Origin of the sequence: Enterobacter sp. HG048 (assembly GCF_024702055.1) — a bacterium.
GTDB lineage: Bacteria > Pseudomonadota > Gammaproteobacteria > Enterobacterales > Enterobacteriaceae > Enterobacter > Enterobacter dykesii.
Window position 1 is genome coordinate 115235 of record NZ_JANLIZ010000014.1, and the last position, 16274, is coordinate 131508.

Here is a 16274-nt window from a genome sequence, read left to right on the forward strand (position 1 = left end):
GGGGCGAAATAACCACACCGAAGTGTGGTTATGATTAAAACACCCGCTATTACTGGGTGCTGGTTGTCGTGGTGGTCGTGGTTCCGGTATTGGAGCCATCACCGCCACCGGTTGCCGCCAGCGCGACACCCACGGCTGAACTTACGGTGCTGGCGCTGGCTGCGGTAGAACTACCCGCAGACGCAGACGTCGCAGCCGAACCTGCCGCTTCCCCGACCTGAACCGGAGCTGCATAGACAGATGTCGCCGCAAGCGCAGATATGGCAAAAATGCCATACAGTACTTTCTTCATAACAATTTCCCTTCAATGAATGAATGGAGATTTGCCCGAAAAGAATTTCAGGCGGAATCGAGTATACACAACTACTGCCGTGGGTTTGCCGTAAGGGGAAATAGGGAGAGGGTTTTCGGACTAATGGTTAAAATGGAAATGAAAGGCAAATAACATAAATATATAATAGATAAAAATCAATAAGTTATAATATATTCATATTAATGGACTACTACGTATTTTCTTAAAATAAACCGCAGCAATTAACGGGTTAAACGTCTTTTTCGGATTAAACTCAGATTCAGAATTTGAGTTAACTAACAGACATCAGGAATTATCCGATAAAAAAATGCCGGCATTAAGCCGGCACGTTTTCATGACGTTTTAATTACGCGCGCCATGCTTTATAACGGTTGATCAAACCATTTGTCGAGCTGTCATGGCTGGCAATCGCTTTATCGTCACCCAGCTCTGGCAGAATACGGTTTGCCAGCTGTTTGCCCAGCTCAACGCCCCACTGGTCAAAGGTGAAGATGTTCAGGATGGCGCCCTGCGTGAAGATCTTGTGCTCGTACAGGGCAATCAGCGCGCCCAGGCTGAACGGTGTGATTTCACGCAGCAGGATGGAGTTGGTTGGGCGGTTGCCTTCGAACACTTTGAACGGCACCACGTGGTCCAGCGTGGCCGGGTCTTTACCCTGGTCACGGTATTCCTGCTCAACCACTTCGCGGGATTTACCGAACGCCAGCGCTTCGGTCTGCGCAAAGAAGTTCGACAGCAGCTTCGGATGGTGGTCGGACAGCGGGTTATGGGTGATAGCCGGGGCGATGAAATCGCACGGTACCATTTTGGTGCCCTGGTGGATCAGCTGGTAGAAGGCATGCTGGCCGTTGGTGCCCGGCTCGCCCCAGATGATTGGGCCAGTCTGGTAATCCACCGCGTTGCCGTTACGGTCAACATACTTACCGTTGGATTCCATGTTGCCCTGCTGGAAGTAGGCTGCGAAGCGGTGCATGTACTGGTCGTACGGCAGTATCGCTTCGGTTTCAGCGCCGAAGAAGTTGTTGTACCAGATACCGATCAGCGCCAGCAGCACCGGCAGGTTTTTCTCTGGTGCGGTAGTGGAGAAGTGTTTATCCATCGCGTGCGCGCCGGAGAGCAGCTCAACGAAGTTGTCGAAGCCCACGGACAGGATGATGGACAGGCCAATCGCAGACCACAGGGAGTAGCGGCCGCCAACCCAGTCCCAGAACTCGAACATGTTCGCGGTATCAATGCCAAACTCGCTGACCGCTTTACCGTTGGTAGACAGCGCCGCGAAGTGTTTCGCCACGTGCTTGTTGTCGCCTGCGGTTTTCAGGAACCAGTCGCGCGCGCTGTGGGCGTTGGTCATGGTTTCCTGAGTGGTGAAGGTTTTGGACGCAACCAGGAACAGGGTGGTTTCCGGGTTCACGTTCTTCAGCACTTCGGCAATGTGGGTACCATCGACGTTAGACACAAAATGCATATTGAGGTGGTTTTTGTACGGACGCAGCGCTTCGGTCACCATGAACGGACCGAGATCAGAACCGCCGATCCCGATGTTTACCACGTCGGTGATTGCTTTGCCGGTGTAGCCTTTCCAGCTACCGGAGATGATCGCTTCGGAGAAGGTTTTCATCTTTTCCAGCACCGCGTTCACTTCCGGCATGACGTCTTTGCCGTCAACGATGATTGGCGTATTGCTACGGTTACGCAGGGCCACGTGCAGCACGGCACGGTCTTCGGTACGGTTGATCTTCTCGCCGGAGAACATGGATTTGATGGCGTCGGCAAGCTCGGTTTCTTTCGCCAGATCCTGCAGTTTTGCCAGCGTCTCTTCGGTAATGCGGTTTTTGGAGAAATCCACCAGCATCAGGTCGTCGAAGGTCGCGGAGAACTTAGAGAAACGATCGGCATCTTTCGCGAACAGATCCGCGATGGTGACGTCTTTCATTTCATCAAAATGTTTCTGGAGTGCCTGCCAGGCAGCGGTCTGCGTTGGGTTGATGTTTTTCATTAGCAATACTCTTCTGATTTGAGAATTGTGACTGCGGTCGATTGTAGCGCCTGCAAATAAAAATTGTGATGGTTTTTATGCCATTGCCCTGGCCTGCATCAAACACAGGTGAAAAGACCCGAAAAGTATAGCTGCTGAAGCGCCCTCCCGGGGCGGCGAAATGTCGGTCAAAAAGCCCTAAAACGGAGCATAAAATCTGGCGCTGTTATAAGTCCTGTTTCTCAGGGGTACCCCCCCATAAAAAATCCGCATAATCCCAGCATTGACAGGACCTCCCCCGCATTTTATTTATAGGGCCGTATTTTGCGCCTGCACCTGTTTTCGTTTCACTCTTGTGCCATGGTCGCTTATTCATTCCCTGACACGAGGTTGTTATGACGAGTTTTGTGGTCGCCAAATTTGGCGGCACCAGTGTGGCCGATTACGATGCCATGAACCGCAGCGCCGATGTGGTGCTGGCCGATCCGAATACCCGCCTGGTGGTGCTGTCTGCATCCGCCGGCGTGACGAACCTGCTGGTTTCTCTGTCTGAAGGACTGGAAGCGACAGAACGTTTCGTGAAGCTGGATGCACTGCGCAAAATTCAGTTCGACATCCTTGAACGTCTGCAGAACCCGAACGTCATCCGCGAGGAAGTGGAACGTCTGCTGGAAAATATTACCACTCTGGCAGAAGCGGCCTCTCTGGCCACCTCCACCGCCCTGACCGACGAACTGGTCAGCCACGGCGAGCTGATGTCCACCCTGCTGTTTGTTGAAATCATGCGCGAGCGTAACGTTCAGGCGCAGTGGTTTGACGTGCGTAAAGTAATGCGTACCAGCGATCGCTTTGGCCGCGCCGAGCCGGACGTCGAGGCGCTGGCGGAGCTGACCAATCAGCAGCTGGCACCGCGCCTGGCAGACGGCATCGTGGTCACCCAGGGCTTTATCGGCAGTGAAGCGAAAGGCCGCACCACCACGCTTGGTCGTGGCGGCAGCGACTACACCGCCGCGCTGCTGGGCGAAGCCCTGCATGCAACGCGCGTGGATATCTGGACTGACGTTCCGGGTATTTACACCACCGACCCGCGCGTCGTTTCTGCAGCTAAACGTATTGATGTGATCGCCTTTGAAGAAGCGGCTGAAATGGCCACCTTCGGCGCGAAAGTGCTGCACCCGGCAACGCTGCTGCCGGCCGTACGCAGCGATATTCCGGTCTTCGTGGGTTCGAGTAAAGATCCGAAAGCGGGCGGGACGCTGGTCTGCAAGAAAACCGAAAACCCACCGCTTTTCCGCGCCCTGGCCCTGCGCCGTCGCCAGACGCTGGTGACGCTCCACAGCCACAATATGCTGCATTCACGCGGTTTCCTGGCGGAAGTGTTTGGCATTCTGGCGCGCCACAATATCTCGGTGGATCTGATCACCACCTCTGAAGTGAGCATTGCGCTAACGCTGGACACAACCGGCTCGACCTCCACCGGCGACACGCTGCTGACGCAGTCGCTGCTGATTGAGCTGTCTGAGCTGTGCCGCGTGGAAGTTGAAGAAGACCTGGCGCTGGTTGCCATCATTGGTAACAAGCTGTCGCGCGCCTGCGGCGTGGGTAAAGAAGTGTTCGGCGTGCTCGACCCGTTCAACATCCGCATGATCTGCTACGGGGCATCCAGCTATAACCTCTGCTTCCTGGTGCCTGCCGATCAGGCCGAGCAGGTCGTGCAGAAACTTCATCAGAATTTGTTTGAATAAAATTCGTTAGCACGATAAATAATACCTATAAGCCGGGCACAGACCCGGCTTTTTCATAACTAAACAACACGACAATACTGCAAGGAATCCACTATGTTATCCGCCGTTACGCGGCTGTTCCCGTTATGGGCGCTGCTGCTCTCCGTACTCGCATATTACACCCCCGCTACGTTCACGGGCATTGGTCCGTGGGTCGCCACGCTGCTGATGCTGATCATGTTCGGTATGGGCGTGCATCTGAAAATCGACGACTTTAAACGCGTGCTGTCTCGCCCTGCGCCCGTCGCAGCAGGGATCTTCCTGCACTACCTGGTGATGCCGCTTGCGGCGTGGCTGCTGGCGATGGCCTTTAAGATGCCGCCCGATCTCTCGGCCGGGATGGTGCTGGTGGGCAGCGTGGCCAGCGGCACGGCGTCCAACGTCATGATCTACCTGGCGAAAGGGGATGTGGCGCTCTCCGTCACGATCTCGTCCGTTTCCACGCTGGTGGGCGTGATTGCCACACCGCTGTTAACCCGCCTGTACGTGGACGCGCATATTCAGGTGGACGTGACGGGCATGCTGCTCAGCATTCTGCAGATTGTGGTGATCCCGATTGCGCTGGGGCTGGTCATTCACCATCTTTTCCCGCGCGTGGTGAAGGCCGTTGAGCCGTACCTGCCTGCGTTTTCGATGGTCTGCATTCTGGCGATCATCAGCGCCGTGGTGGCGGGTTCCGCATCGCACATTGCCTCCGTGGGCTTTGTGGTGATTATCGCCGTGGTGCTGCATAACACGATTGGCCTGCTTGGCGGCTACTGGGGCGGGAAGCTGTTTGGTTTTGACGAATCGACCTGCCGCACGCTGGCAATTGAGGTCGGCATGCAGAATTCCGGCCTGGCGGCGGCGCTCGGTAAAATTTACTTCTCCCCGCTGGCGGCCCTACCTGGCGCGCTGTTCTCCGTCTGGCATAACCTCTCCGGCTCGCTGCTGGCGGGCTACTGGTCCGGCAAACCGATTGATGAACAAACGAAAAAAGATGCGGTGAAGCAGGGTTAATTTACGCGGCTTGCTTTACACTGAAGCCTCTCTATCAGGAGGCTTCAGCAATGGCTACACCACGTTTGACCCAGAAAGACATGACGGAAGCCGAGCAGCGTGAACTGAAAACGCTTCTCGACCGCGCCCGTATCGCACATGGCCGCACGCTGACCAACGCCGAAACCAATCAGGTGAAAAAAGAGTACATCGATAAGCTGATGGCGCAGCGTGACGCTGCGGCGAAAAAAGCCCGCAAGCTGAAAAAAGAGCAGGCTTATAAACCCGATGCAGAAGCGACCTTTTCCTGGTCGGCCACAACGTCTACCCGTGGAAGGCGCTAATCAGCGCCCTTTCTTTTTGCGCCCCGGCTGGGTAAAGCGTTTTCCATTACCCGGCTTGCCTCGCCCTTTCTCTTCCACCTGAGGCACCTTCACCACCGGGCGCTTAATCGCCTGGGTTTTCGGTTTTGCTTTGGCCTTCGGCTTCGCTTCGGACGAAGAGTTCTCGATAAGCTTGAAGAGTTCAATCAGCTCGTCATCCGTTAAATCGCGCCACTCGCCCAGCGGGATGCCGGACAGGCTGACGTTCATGATGCGCGTGCGTTCCAGCTTCGTCACTTCATAACCGAAGTGCTCGCACATGCGGCGGATTTGGCGGTTTAAGCCCTGCACCAGCGTAATGCGGAACGCGAACGGTGCTTCTTTCTTCACCTTACACTTTTTCGTGACGGTACCAAGGATCGGCACACCGGCGCCCATGCCGCGAATAAATTCGTCCGTGACCGGCTTATTGACCGTCACAATGTACTCTTTCTCGTGGTCGTTACCGGCACGCAGGATTTTGTTGACCAGATCGCCGTGGTTGGTGAGGAAAATCAGCCCCTGAGAGTCTTTATCCAGACGGCCAATCGGGAAAATACGGCTGCTGTGGTTCACGAAATCAACGATGTTGTCCCGCTCGCCGTCTTCCGTGGTGCTGACAATCCCAACCGGTTTGTTCAACGCGATAAACACCAGGTCTTCAGCATCGCGCGGTTCGATGACCTGACCATTCACTTTAACCACATCGCCAGGGACTACCTGGTCGCCGATGGTGGCGCGTTTGCCGTTAAGAAACACGTTACCTTGCTCAATGTAACGGTCAGCCTCGCGACGTGAGCAGATCCCGCTCTCGCTAATGTATTTGTTTAATCGGGTTGATTGAGTTGGCAGCATAGTTTCTCCTGTGAAGGGCGAAATATACCTTAGGTATGGGCCGAAAAAAAAGATTAGCTGACGGTAACTGAAGCGGGTTTTTTAGTTTGCGAGACGCTTTCAGGATTTAGCGTCAGGCCATTTATCCTTGAGCTAACTCCTTTTAGCTTTACTCTCCAGAGACAACTATTTGTAGTTTATAAATCACATGGAGTAATATGAAGGAGATAGTTCAGACAGAATCCTTCCAACGCTGGGAGCAAAACTTAAAAGATCGGCGAGCGAAGACCATTATCGCTTCCCGCCTCTTTCGGTTGGCAAATGGTTTAGCGGGCGACATTAAACCCGTTGGGGAAGGTATAAGTGAGCTGAGGATCCACTATGGTCCGGGCTACAGAATCTATTTTAAAGACCAGGGCAATTGCATCATCGTGCTGTTGTGTGGTGGTGACAAAAGCAGCCAGGCCAGAGACATACTTATGGCAAAAATGCTGAGCAATGTATCCCAATGGCAGGAGTGAATGAGCATGCATAAATTAACATCCTACGATCCAGCAAACGCGCTGGTGGATGATGAGGAAATCGCCGTGTTTATGGCTGATGCCTTAGAAACGGGCGACTCAGCGTATATTGCTAAAGCGCTGGGCGTCATCGCGCGCGCGAAAGGAATGTCGACCATTTCACAGCAAACTGGCCTATCACGAGAGCAACTGTATCGATCGTTCAGTGATAAAGGAAACCCAACGCTTAAAACCACTCTGGCGGTCATGAAAGCATTGGGTCTTGGGTTAACAATCAAACACGCCGGAGATTAATACTCATCCCGCTCGTCGTCTTCATCCGGCTGCTCCATCACGCTGTACGCCACCGCGCAGAACAACGAGTTGAGACGCTTCATATCCCCCAGCAGCCCCAGATGCAGGGAGCTGGTTTCGATGCTCTGCACGTTCTGCTGGTGTAGACGCTCAACGTGCGCGTGCGAGTAGCGGCGGTTCAGAATGCGGAAACGATGCTTGTTGCGACGCAGGCGACGCGCGCTCGGCACGTCGCTGGAGAAGAAGACCAGCATCGCCAGCTTGAGGTTGCTGACCAGCTGTTCGTGCAGCGCTTCCAGCTCCTTCAGGCCTTCAACGGAGAACGCACGACGCGCGGCCAGGGATTTGTCGGCGATCTCGCTGCCCATACGCTCAACGATATCCGAGGCCTGCTCAAGATTAAGCGACATCTCGATAATTTCCGCCCAGCGGCGGGACTCCTCTTCCGCCAGCTCGTCCTGCGGCATACGCGCCAGATAAAGCTTGATGGCGGTATAGAGCACGTTGATATCGTCCGCCAGTCTGCGCAGTTCTTTCTCTTCACGCGGCTCGCCGTGCATCACCTTTTGCAGGGCTTCGAGCATGGTTTCCATTGCGTCGCCCATGCGCAGCGTCTCGCGCGCGGCATTCGCCAGCGCCAGCGCCGGGGTATCCAGCGCGGACGTATCCAGGTGCTTCGGCTTCAGGCGCGCATCCAGCTCAGGTTCGTCCTGAATGAGACGTTCGCAGAAGCGGGCCATCGGCCCGGCAAAAGGCACCATCGCCAGGCAGCGCACCAGGTTGTAGAACACGTGGAAGTAGATCACCAGCTCCGCCTTCGGCAGCGGGAGATTGTCCATCAGGTTCGCCAGCGGGTGAACGAACGGCAGAATAATCAGGCAGCCCACCAGCTTAAACAGCAGGCTGCCGAGGGCCACGCGGCGGGCTGCGGCGTTGGCCGCGCTGTTATTGAGCATCGCCAGCAGGCCCGAGCCGAGGTTAGCCCCGATCACCAGACACAGCGCCACCGGGAAGGAGATCGCCCCTGTGGCGGTTAAGGTCGCCGTCAGCAGCACGGCGGCCAGGCTGGAGTAGCTGACGATGGCAAACACCGCACCAATCAGCGCGTCCAGCATAATGTCCCCGGTCAGGGAGGCGAAGATGACCTGAACGCCGTTGGCCTCGGTGATTGGCGTGACCGCCTGCACAATCAGCTCCAGCGCCAGCAGGATCAGCCCCAGGCCTATCCCTACGCGCCCGAGCTGTCCGGCGCGCGTCTGCTTGCGGCCGAGGAAGAAGATAACGCCGATAAAAATCAGCAGCGGCGACAGCCAGGAGAGATCGAAGGTCAGGACACGCGCCATCAGCGCGGTACCCACATCAGCTCCCAGCACAATGACCAGCGCCGGGGCCAGCGCCACCAGATCCTGCGCCACAAAGGAGGTGACAAGCAGGGTCGTGGCGTTACTGCTCTGAACCAGTGCCGTTACGCCAATGCCCGCGCAGAAGGCGAGCGGCTTCTTCTCAACGCTGCTGCTGAGAACGGTACGCAAGCGCGCGCCAAATACGCGCATCACGCCGGTACGGACGATATGGGTGCCCCATACGAGCAGGGCCACTGCAGAGAGCAGGTGTAACAGTGTCAGCACGGAAGGTTTTCCTCCTTATCGTTATTCATTTTCCTTAGATTCAGTATAAGGGTTTAAACGTAAGAAAGAGACAGGGCACCCAATGAGCGCCCTGTTTGTTGTAAGGAAAAGTGATTTTAGTCGGCGTCGTAGCCGAGATTTGGCGCCAGCCAGCGCTCCACTTCAGACACGCTCATGCCTTTGCGCAGGGCGTAATCTTCAATCTGATCCCGCTGCAGCTGCGCCACGGCGAAATACTTGCTGTCCGGATGGCTGAAGTACCAGCCGGAAACGGACGCCCCTGGCCACATGGCGAACGACTCGGTGAGCTTCATGCCGGTATGGGCTTCCACGTCCAGCAGCTTCCAGATGGTGCCTTTTTCGGTGTGCTCCGGGCAGGCCGGATAGCCCGGCGCCGGGCGAATGCCCTGGTAGTTTTCGCGGATCAGATCCTCATTGCTGAGGTTTTCATTCGCCGCGTAGCCCCAGTGCACCTTGCGCACGCGCTCGTGCAGGTACTCGGCGAAGGCTTCCGCGAGGCGGTCGGCAATCGCTTTCACCATGATTTTATTGTAATCATCGTGCTGCGCTTCGAACGCGTCCGCCAGCGCGTCTTCTTCCAGACCGCCCGTCACGGCAAAAGCGCCGATATAATCGGCCTTACCGCTTAACTTAGGTGCGACGAAATCGGCCAGGCAGTAGTTGGCAAAGCCTACTTTCTCGGTTTGCTGGCGCAGATGGCGGCTGACTGCCAGCACGTGGGTGCGGGTTTCATCGCGGTAAATTTCAACGTCGTCGCCCACGCGGTTGGCCGGAAACAGGCCCACCACGCCGCGCGGGTTAAGGGTTTTCTCCGCGCTCAGCGTGTCGAGCATGTCGTTGGCGTCTTTAAACAGGCGCTTCGCCTCCTCGCCAACCACCTCATCCTCCAGGATACGAGGATATTTGCCCGCCAGCGACCAGGTCATAAAGAACGGCGTCCAGTCGATGTAGTTGCGCAGCGTTTCGATGCTGGCGCTGACCTCCTGAACGCCCAGGCGATGCGCGACCGGTGGCGTGTAGCTCGACCAGTCAAACGCCAGATCGTTGTCGCGCGCCGCCTGAAGCGAAACTGGCGGCGTGCGCGGTTTCTTGCGCCCGTGCTGGATGCGAACGGTTTCGTACTCTTTGCGGGTGCGCTCAACAAACTCGTCGCGCTGTGTGTCGGAGAGCAGCGCGGAGACCACGCCCACCGTGCGCGAGGCGTTCTGCACGTAGACCGTCGGGCCGCTGTAGTTCTGCTCGATTTTCACCGCCGTGTGCGCTTTCGAGGTGGTCGCCCCGCCAATCAGCAGTGGAATGGTGAAGCCCTGTCGCTCCATCTCTTTTGCCACGTTGACCATTTCGTCCAGCGACGGCGTAATCAGCCCGGAGAGGCCAATCAGGTCAGCATTCACTTCGCGCGCGGTCTTGAGGATTTTGTCCGCCGGGACCATCACGCCAAGGTCGATAATTTCGTAGTTATTACACTGCAGCACTACGCCGACGATATTCTTGCCGATGTCGTGCACGTCGCCCTTCACGGTGGCGATAACCATCTTGCCGTTGCTGGAGCCTTTCTCTTTGCTGGCTTCGATGTAGGGCTCAAGATACGCTACCGCCTGCTTCATCACGCGAGCGGATTTCACCACCTGCGGCAGGAACATCTTGCCCTCGCCGAACAGATCGCCGACCACGTTCATGCCGTCCATCAGCGGGCCTTCGATCACCTCAATCGGGCGGGCTGACTGCTGGCGCGCCTCTTCGGTATCAAGCTCGATAAATTCGGTGATGCCTTTGACCAGCGAGTATTCCAGACGCTTTTTTACGTTCCAGGAACGCCACTCGGCCTGCTGAACATTTGCCGCCTCATCCGATTTGCTGCCGCGGTATTTCTCCGCCAGGTCCAGCATGCGCTCGGTGGCATCGTCGCGACGGTTAAGGATTACGTCCTCTACGGCCTCGCGCAGCTCTGCGGGCAGGTCATCGTAAATCGCCAGCTGTCCGGCGTTAACGATCCCCATGTCCATGCCGTTGCGGATGGCGTAGTAAAGAAACACGGCGTGGATTGCTTCACGCACCGTGTCGTTACCGCGGAACGAGAACGACACGTTTGATACGCCGCCGGAGATCAGCGCGTGCGGCAGCTCGCGCTTGATGTCCTCACATGCCCCGATAAAGTCCTGGGCGTAGTTGTTGTGCTCTTCAATCCCGGTCGCGACGGCGAAGATATTCGGGTCAAAGATAATGTCTTCCGGCGGGAAGCCCACCTCTTCGGTCAAAATCTTGTACGCGCGGCGGCATATCTCAATTTTGCGCTCGCGGGTATCCGCCTGGCCTACTTCGTCGAAGGCCATGACCACCACGGCGGCACCGTAGCGGCGGACCATCTTCGCGTGGTGGATAAAGATATCAACGCCCTCTTTCATCGAGATAGAGTTGACGATGCCTTTACCCTGGATGCACTTCAGCCCTTTTTCGATGACTTCCCATTTGGACGAGTCGATCATGATCGGCACGCGGGCGATGTCCGGCTCACCGGCAATCAGGTTGAGGAAACGCACCATCGCCGCTTCGGCGTCGAGCATCCCCTCATCCATGTTGATATCGATAATCTGCGCGCCGCTTTCCACCTGCTGGCGGGCAACGTCCAGCGCTTCACTGTATTTCTCTTCTTTAATCAGTCGCTTGAATTTTGCCGAACCGGTGACGTTAGTACGCTCACCCACGTTCACAAACAGGCTGTCGTCGCCGATGGTCAACGGCTCCAGGCCGGACAGACGACAGGCAATCGGAAGCTCGGGCAGCTTGCGCGGCGGCAGACCGGCGACGGCGTTGCTCATGGCCGCGATGTGCTCCGGCGTGGTGCCGCAGCAGCCGCCGACGATGTTCAGGAAGCCAGACTCGGCCCACTCGCGGATTTGCGCCGCCATGGTGTCGGCATCGAGATCGTATTCACCGAACGCGTTCGGCAGACCGGCGTTCGGGTGGGCGGTGACGTAGCATTCCGCGATGCGGGAAAGTTCCTGCACGTACTGGCGCAGCTCATCAGGCCCCAGCGCGCAGTTCAGGCCAAAGGAGAGCGCTTCGGCGTGACGCAGGGAGTTATAAAACGCTTCGGTTGTCTGACCGGACAGGGTGCGGCCGGAGGCATCGGTGATGGTGCCGGAAATCATGATCGGCAGGTCAACGCCCAGCGCCTCGAACTCCTCTTTCACCGCGTAAATCGCGGCCTTGGCGTTAAGGGTGTCGAATACGGTTTCAATCAGGATCAGATCGGAACCGCCTTCCACCAGCGCTTTGGTCGATTCACGGTAGGCCGCGACCAGCTGATCGAAGGTGATATTACGAAACGCCGGGTCGTTGACGTCCGGTGAAATCGACGCGGTGCGGTTCGTCGGGCCAAGCACCCCGGCAACGTAGCGAGGCTTGTCCGGCGTGCGTGCCGTCCACTCGTCGGCGCAGGCGCGCGCCAGCTTCGCGGCTTCCAGGTTGATTTCCGCCGACAGGGATTCCATCTGGTAATCCGCCATGGCGATGGTTGTCGAGTTAAAGGTGTTGGTTTCAACGATATCCGCACCCGCTTCGAAGTAGGCGTTGTGGATATCCTTAATGACGGACCGCTTGCTGAGCACCAGCAGATCGTTGTTCCCTTTCAGGTCGCAGGGCCAGTCGGCAAAGCGCTCGCCGCGGAAATCGTCTTCACTCAGACGATACCCCTGGATCATGGTGCCCATGCCGCCGTCCAGCACCAGAATTCGTTCATTTAACTGCGCACGCAGTTGCTCTACTTTGCTGCTCACACTTGCTCCCGACAACGCTCAACAAGGCCAAAAGGCTGCGTTCCATACTGGCACAATCTCGTAGGGTGGAAAAGCCGCACAGCGGTAACATGAGACATGTTCACCATCACTCCTCCGATCAGTCAGGATAACGGTTGCAAATTCACCAAATAAAACGAAAATGATTTCCACGATACAGAAAAAGGAGATCGTCATGGTCGCGAGCGTTCCCGCTAAACGCGGCAGAAAACCTGCTGCCACCACCGCCGCCACACAACAGGGCGGACAGGTTCAATCGCTCACGCGCGGTTTGAAGCTGCTGGAGTGGATAGCCGAGTCGCACGGCAGCGTGGCCCTGACGGAGCTGGCCCAGCAGGCTGGCCTGCCGAACTCCACGACGCACCGCCTGCTGACCACCATGCAGCAGCTGGGCTTTGTCCGCCAGGTCGGCGAGCTGGGGCACTGGGCGGTGGGCGCGCATGCGTTTATCGTCGGCAGCAGCTTCCTGCAGAGCCGCAACCTGCTGGCGATTGTGCACCCGATTCTGCGCAAGCTTATGGAGGAGTCCGGCGAGACCGTAAACCTGGCGGTGCTTGACCAGAGCGACCACCAGGCGATTATCATCGACCAGGTGCAGTGCACGCAGCTGATGCGCATGTCCGCACCGATTGGCGGCAAGCTGCCGATGCATGCCTCCGGGGCGGGGAAAGCGTTTCTCTCGCAGCTAAGCGAAGAGCAGGTGACGGGACTGCTGCACCGTAAAGGGCTGCACGCCTATACCCACGCCACGCTGGTATCGCCCGTGCATCTGAAAGAAGATCTGGCCCTGACCCGCAAGCGCGGCTATTCGTTTGATGATGAAGAACATGCCCTGGGCCTGCGCTGCCTCGCGTCCTGCATTTTTGACGAGCACCGCGAGCCGTTTGCCGCGATCTCCATCTCCGGTCCGATTTCGCGCATGACCGACGACCGCGTGACCGAGCTGGGCGCGCTGGTGATTAAGGCGGCGAAAGAGGTGACGCTGGCGTACGGTGGGATTCGTTAAGATTGAGGCGGCCTAATGCCCTCACCCCGGTCCTCTCCCACAGGGAGAGGGAGAAAACCTGATGCAAAACCGCTGTTTACGGCGGTAAGCGTACACATCTTCCACATGCCCGTTTTTGATCCGCGTTTGCAGCCCGCGCCAGTAGCTGGCGCGGAACAGATCCTCATGCATTTCTTCGAATAGCGGCCCGATGCGCGGGTCAGCGCACAGCCAGTGGCGAAACTCCTCCGGAAACACATCGCCCGGCGAGACGCTGTACCACGGCTCGCCGGACAGCTCATCTTCCGGGTAGCGGGGCGGTGGTATATCGCGGAAATTCACTTCGGTCATGTAGCAAATTTCATCGTAATCGTAGAACACCACCCGCCCGTGACGGGTGACGCCGAAGTTTTTAAACAGCATGTCGCCCGGGAAAATATTGGCGGCGGCAAGCTGGCGAATCGCGTTGCCGTATTCTTCAATGGCATCCCGCAGCGCCTGACCTTCGGACTGCTCAAGCCAGATATTCAGCGGCACCATGCGGCGTTCGATGTAGAGATGGCTAATCACGATTTTATCACCCAGATCGGTGATTTTCGTGGGCGCTTCCTGCATTAACAGCGCCATGAGTGCCGGGTCGATCTGCTGTTTATCCAGCACAAAGTTTTCGAACTCCTGGGTATCCGCCATGCGACCGACGCGGTCGTGCTCTTTAACCAGCTGATAGCAGGCGCGAACGTGCGCGGCGGTCATCTCTTTCTGCGGCGCGAATCTGTCTTTAATCACCTTAAAGACCCGGTCGAAACCCGGCAGCGTAAACACCAGCATCACCATGCCGCGAATACCGGGCGCTTCGATAAACTGCTCATCGGCGGCGGTTACATAGCGCAGGTACTCCCGGTAGCTTTCCGTTTTGGCGTGCTTCTGGCAGCCAATGGCCATATACAGTTCGGCGGTGGTTTTGCCCGGCAGGATTTCGCGCAGCCACTCCACCAGCGCGGCAGGCAGCGGGGCGTACACCATGAAATAGGAGCGGGCGAAGCCAAACACGATGCTGGCCTCGGCGCTGGTGGTCAGGCAGGTATCGACAAACAGTTCCCCGTCGTCGGTACGGTGAATGGGCAGCAGAAACGGCACAATGGCGGTCGGCGTAACCAGTTTGCCCACCAGCCAGGCGGCTTTATTGCGGTAGAAAAGCTCGTTGGCCACCTGCAAATGGCTGCGGCTGAGCACCTCCGCGCCGAAAGTTTCGTTGAGATGCGCGTGGATATAACCGATATCCCGGGTTTTATTCTCCCAGGGCAGTCGCAGCGGCAGATCCGTTAGCATGCGGTGCAGGAGCTTTTCCCATCCGCGATCGGGAAAGAAATCTTTCGCCAGCGGACGGGGAATGGTTCGAAAGCGTCGCTCGGGCTGGGAGCTGAAGATAAATAACCGCTCAGGAGATAGTGAGCGGTGGTCAAATAACCGGCAATAGACGGAGTTGAAAAAGCTCTCCGCAATCTCGAAGCGCGGGTAATCGGGTAACAGATGGGTGTAGTGCTCCTTCACGCGCAGTAAAAATTCCGCGTCCGGGCTTTTACCGTCGGTAATACAGCGCAGCTGCTCCACCACCAGACCAACGTGGTGGTCATAGAGATGGATACGCTGCTTCATGGCCTGCTGAACCGCATGCCAGTCTGCATGTTCGAAGCGCTGCTGCGCGCCGGATGTCACTTCAAGAAAACGACCATACTGGGCATCGAAGCCCTGCAAAATAGTTTGGGCAATCAGCAATTCCAGGCCACGCGACATATATTCCCCCTCACCCCAACCCTCTCCCCGAGAAGGGAGAGGGGGAAAAGATTAGAACTGTGCTTCTTCCGTTGAACCCGTTAAGGCGGTGACGGAGGAGGTGCCACCCTGAATGATGGTCGTCACGTTATCGAAGTAGCCAGTTCCCACCTCCTGCTGGTGAGACACAAAGGTATAACCGTCTTTGCCCGCCGCAAACTCCGGCTGCTGCACCTTCTCAACGTAGTGCTTCATGCCCTCACCCTGCGCATAGGCGTGCGCCAGGTCGAACATGTTGAACCACATGCTGTGGATGCCTGCCAGGGTAATGAACTGGTATTTGTAGCCCATGTCGGACAGCTGCTGCTGGAAGCTGGCGATGGTTTTGTCATCCAGCTTTTTCTGCCAGTTAAATGACGGCGAGCAGTTGTAGGCCAGCAGTTTGCCCGGATACTTCGCGTGGATGGCGTCGGCAAAGCGTTTTGCCAGCGCCAGATCCGGCGTAGACGTTTCACACCAGACCAGGTCCGCGTACGGCGCGTACGCCAGACCGCGGCTAATTGCCTGCTCGATACCCGCGTGGGTACGATAGAAGCCTTCACTGGTGCGCTCGCCGGTGATGAACTCGCTGTCGTACGGGTCGCAGTCAGAGGTGATCAGGTCCGCCGCGTCCGCATCGGTACGGGCAATCACCAGCGTCGGCACGCCGAGCACGTCAGCAGCCAGGCGCGCGGCAACCAGCTTCTGTACGGCTTCCTGTGTAGGAACCAGCACCTTACCGCCCATGTGTCCGCATTTTTTCACTGACGCCAGCTGGTCTTCGAAGTGAACGGCCGCTGCACCGGCCTCAATCATCGATTTCATCAGCTCGAAGGCGTTCAGCACGCCGCCGAAGCCCGCTTCCGCATCCGCGACGATCGGCAGGAAATAGTCAATAAAGCGCGGATCGTTGGGTTCGATACCGGCGGCCCACTGGATCTGATCCGCTCGGCGGAAGGTATTGTTGATC

The 16274-nt window shown here is 57.1% G+C and carries 13 protein-coding genes; 6 read left to right on the plus strand and 7 right to left on the minus strand.

From position 1 onward, the window contains the following. Nucleotides 1–49: 49 nt before the first annotated feature. Together yjbE and pgi are read right to left on the minus strand one after the other, a co-directional pair. Nucleotides 50–292 (minus strand): exopolysaccharide production protein YjbE, encoded by a 243-nt coding sequence (gene yjbE / locus NUX24_RS16350; RefSeq protein ID WP_008503423.1) that lies wholly within the window; start codon nt 290–292, stop codon nt 50–52. Nucleotides 293–659: 367 nt separating this feature from the next. Further along, entirely contained in the window at nt 660–2309 is a 1650-nt protein-coding gene (gene pgi / locus NUX24_RS16355; protein WP_048977787.1) for a glucose-6-phosphate isomerase, read from the minus strand. A 374-nt stretch (nt 2310–2683) separates the two neighbouring features. Here pgi and lysC point away from each other — a divergent pair, with 374 nt between their 5' ends. The 3 genes from lysC (at nt 2684) to NUX24_RS16370 (ending at nt 5394) form a co-directional block, all read left to right on the plus strand. Next, nucleotides 2684–4033: a lysine-sensitive aspartokinase 3 gene (lysC, locus tag NUX24_RS16360; RefSeq protein ID WP_214577532.1), complete on the plus strand. Its 1350-nt coding sequence runs from the start codon at nt 2684–2686 to the stop codon at nt 4031–4033. A 93-nt stretch (nt 4034–4126) separates the two neighbouring features. Then, nucleotides 4127–5071 (plus strand): ketopantoate/pantoate/pantothenate transporter PanS, encoded by a 945-nt coding sequence (gene panS, locus NUX24_RS16365; RefSeq protein WP_126331126.1) that lies wholly within the window; start codon nt 4127–4129, stop codon nt 5069–5071. 50 nt (nt 5072–5121) lie between these two features. Further along, complete coding sequence (locus NUX24_RS16370) at nt 5122–5394, plus strand: DUF3811 domain-containing protein (RefSeq protein WP_023309994.1); 273 nt, start codon at nt 5122–5124, stop codon at nt 5392–5394. Here NUX24_RS16370 and rluF read toward each other — a convergent pair whose 3' ends face one another. Further along, the gene (gene rluF, locus NUX24_RS16375; RefSeq protein WP_257832842.1) at nt 5395–6267 is read right to left on the minus strand and encodes a 23S rRNA pseudouridine(2604) synthase RluF; all 873 of its coding nucleotides are present in this window, start codon (nt 6265–6267) and stop codon (nt 5395–5397) included. It lies immediately after the preceding gene. Nucleotides 6268–6464: 197 nt separating this feature from the next. On the opposite strand from rluF, the gene NUX24_RS16380 reads away from it, so the two are divergent. Both NUX24_RS16380 and NUX24_RS16385 read left to right on the plus strand, forming a co-directional pair. Beyond that, on the plus strand, nt 6465–6767 hold the full coding sequence (locus NUX24_RS16380; protein WP_039264167.1) for a type II toxin-antitoxin system RelE/ParE family toxin: 303 nt from the start codon (nt 6465–6467) through the stop codon (nt 6765–6767). 6 nt (nt 6768–6773) lie between these two features. Next, nucleotides 6774–7061 (plus strand): addiction module antidote protein, encoded by a 288-nt coding sequence (locus tag NUX24_RS16385; RefSeq protein WP_045355285.1) that lies wholly within the window; start codon nt 6774–6776, stop codon nt 7059–7061. Here NUX24_RS16385 and NUX24_RS16390 read toward each other — a convergent pair. Both NUX24_RS16390 and metH read right to left on the minus strand, forming a co-directional pair. Further along, a complete protein-coding gene (locus NUX24_RS16390; protein WP_257832847.1) occupies nt 7058–8689 on the minus strand; it encodes a Na/Pi cotransporter family protein in 1632 nt (543 codons plus the stop codon). The two genes, NUX24_RS16385 and NUX24_RS16390, sit on opposite strands and share 4 nt — an antisense overlap. Before the next feature lie 116 nt (nt 8690–8805). Continuing rightward, nucleotides 8806–12489, minus strand: a complete 3684-nt coding sequence (metH, locus tag NUX24_RS16395) for a methionine synthase (protein WP_257832849.1) — start codon at nt 12487–12489, stop codon at nt 8806–8808. A gap of 193 nt (nt 12490–12682) precedes the next feature. On the opposite strand from metH, the gene iclR reads away from it, so the two are divergent. After that, complete coding sequence (gene iclR, locus NUX24_RS16400) at nt 12683–13513, plus strand: glyoxylate bypass operon transcriptional repressor IclR (protein WP_257832850.1); 831 nt, start codon at nt 12683–12685, stop codon at nt 13511–13513. A gap of 21 nt (nt 13514–13534) precedes the next feature. On the opposite strand, the gene aceK is transcribed toward iclR, so the two are convergent. Together aceK and aceA are read right to left on the minus strand one after the other, a co-directional pair. Further along, nucleotides 13535–15286 carry a bifunctional isocitrate dehydrogenase kinase/phosphatase gene (gene aceK, locus NUX24_RS16405; protein WP_257832852.1) on the minus strand — a complete coding sequence of 584 codons (1752 nt, stop codon included), beginning with the start codon at nt 15284–15286 and terminating at the stop codon, nt 13535–13537. Between the two features lie 51 nt (nt 15287–15337). Continuing rightward, a partial coding sequence (gene aceA / locus NUX24_RS16410; RefSeq protein ID WP_257832854.1) for an isocitrate lyase occupies nt 15338–16274 on the minus strand: 937 nt, incomplete at its 5' end.

What these genes read in the sequence shown, in the direction of transcription:
- NUX24_RS16385 (WP_045355285.1), top strand. Translation starts at nt 6,774, where the DNA reads ATGCATAAATTAACATCCTACGATCCAGCAAACGCGCTGGTGGATGAT.
- lysC (WP_214577532.1), top strand. Translation starts at nt 2,684, where the DNA reads ATGACGAGTTTTGTGGTCGCCAAATTTGGCGGCACCAGTGTGGCCGAT.
- iclR (WP_257832850.1), top strand. Translation starts at nt 12,683, where the DNA reads ATGGTCGCGAGCGTTCCCGCTAAACGCGGCAGAAAACCTGCTGCCACC.
- rluF (WP_257832842.1), bottom strand. Translation starts at nt 6,267, where the DNA reads ATGCTGCCAACTCAATCAACCCGATTAAACAAATACATTAGCGAGAGC.
- NUX24_RS16380 (WP_039264167.1), top strand. Translation starts at nt 6,465, where the DNA reads ATGAAGGAGATAGTTCAGACAGAATCCTTCCAACGCTGGGAGCAAAAC.
- pgi (WP_048977787.1), bottom strand. Translation starts at nt 2,309, where the DNA reads ATGAAAAACATCAACCCAACGCAGACCGCTGCCTGGCAGGCACTCCAG.
- panS (WP_126331126.1), top strand. Translation starts at nt 4,127, where the DNA reads ATGTTATCCGCCGTTACGCGGCTGTTCCCGTTATGGGCGCTGCTGCTC.
- NUX24_RS16370 (WP_023309994.1), top strand. Translation starts at nt 5,122, where the DNA reads ATGGCTACACCACGTTTGACCCAGAAAGACATGACGGAAGCCGAGCAG.
- yjbE (WP_008503423.1), bottom strand. Translation starts at nt 292, where the DNA reads ATGAAGAAAGTACTGTATGGCATTTTTGCCATATCTGCGCTTGCGGCG.
- aceK (WP_257832852.1), bottom strand. Translation starts at nt 15,286, where the DNA reads ATGTCGCGTGGCCTGGAATTGCTGATTGCCCAAACTATTTTGCAGGGC.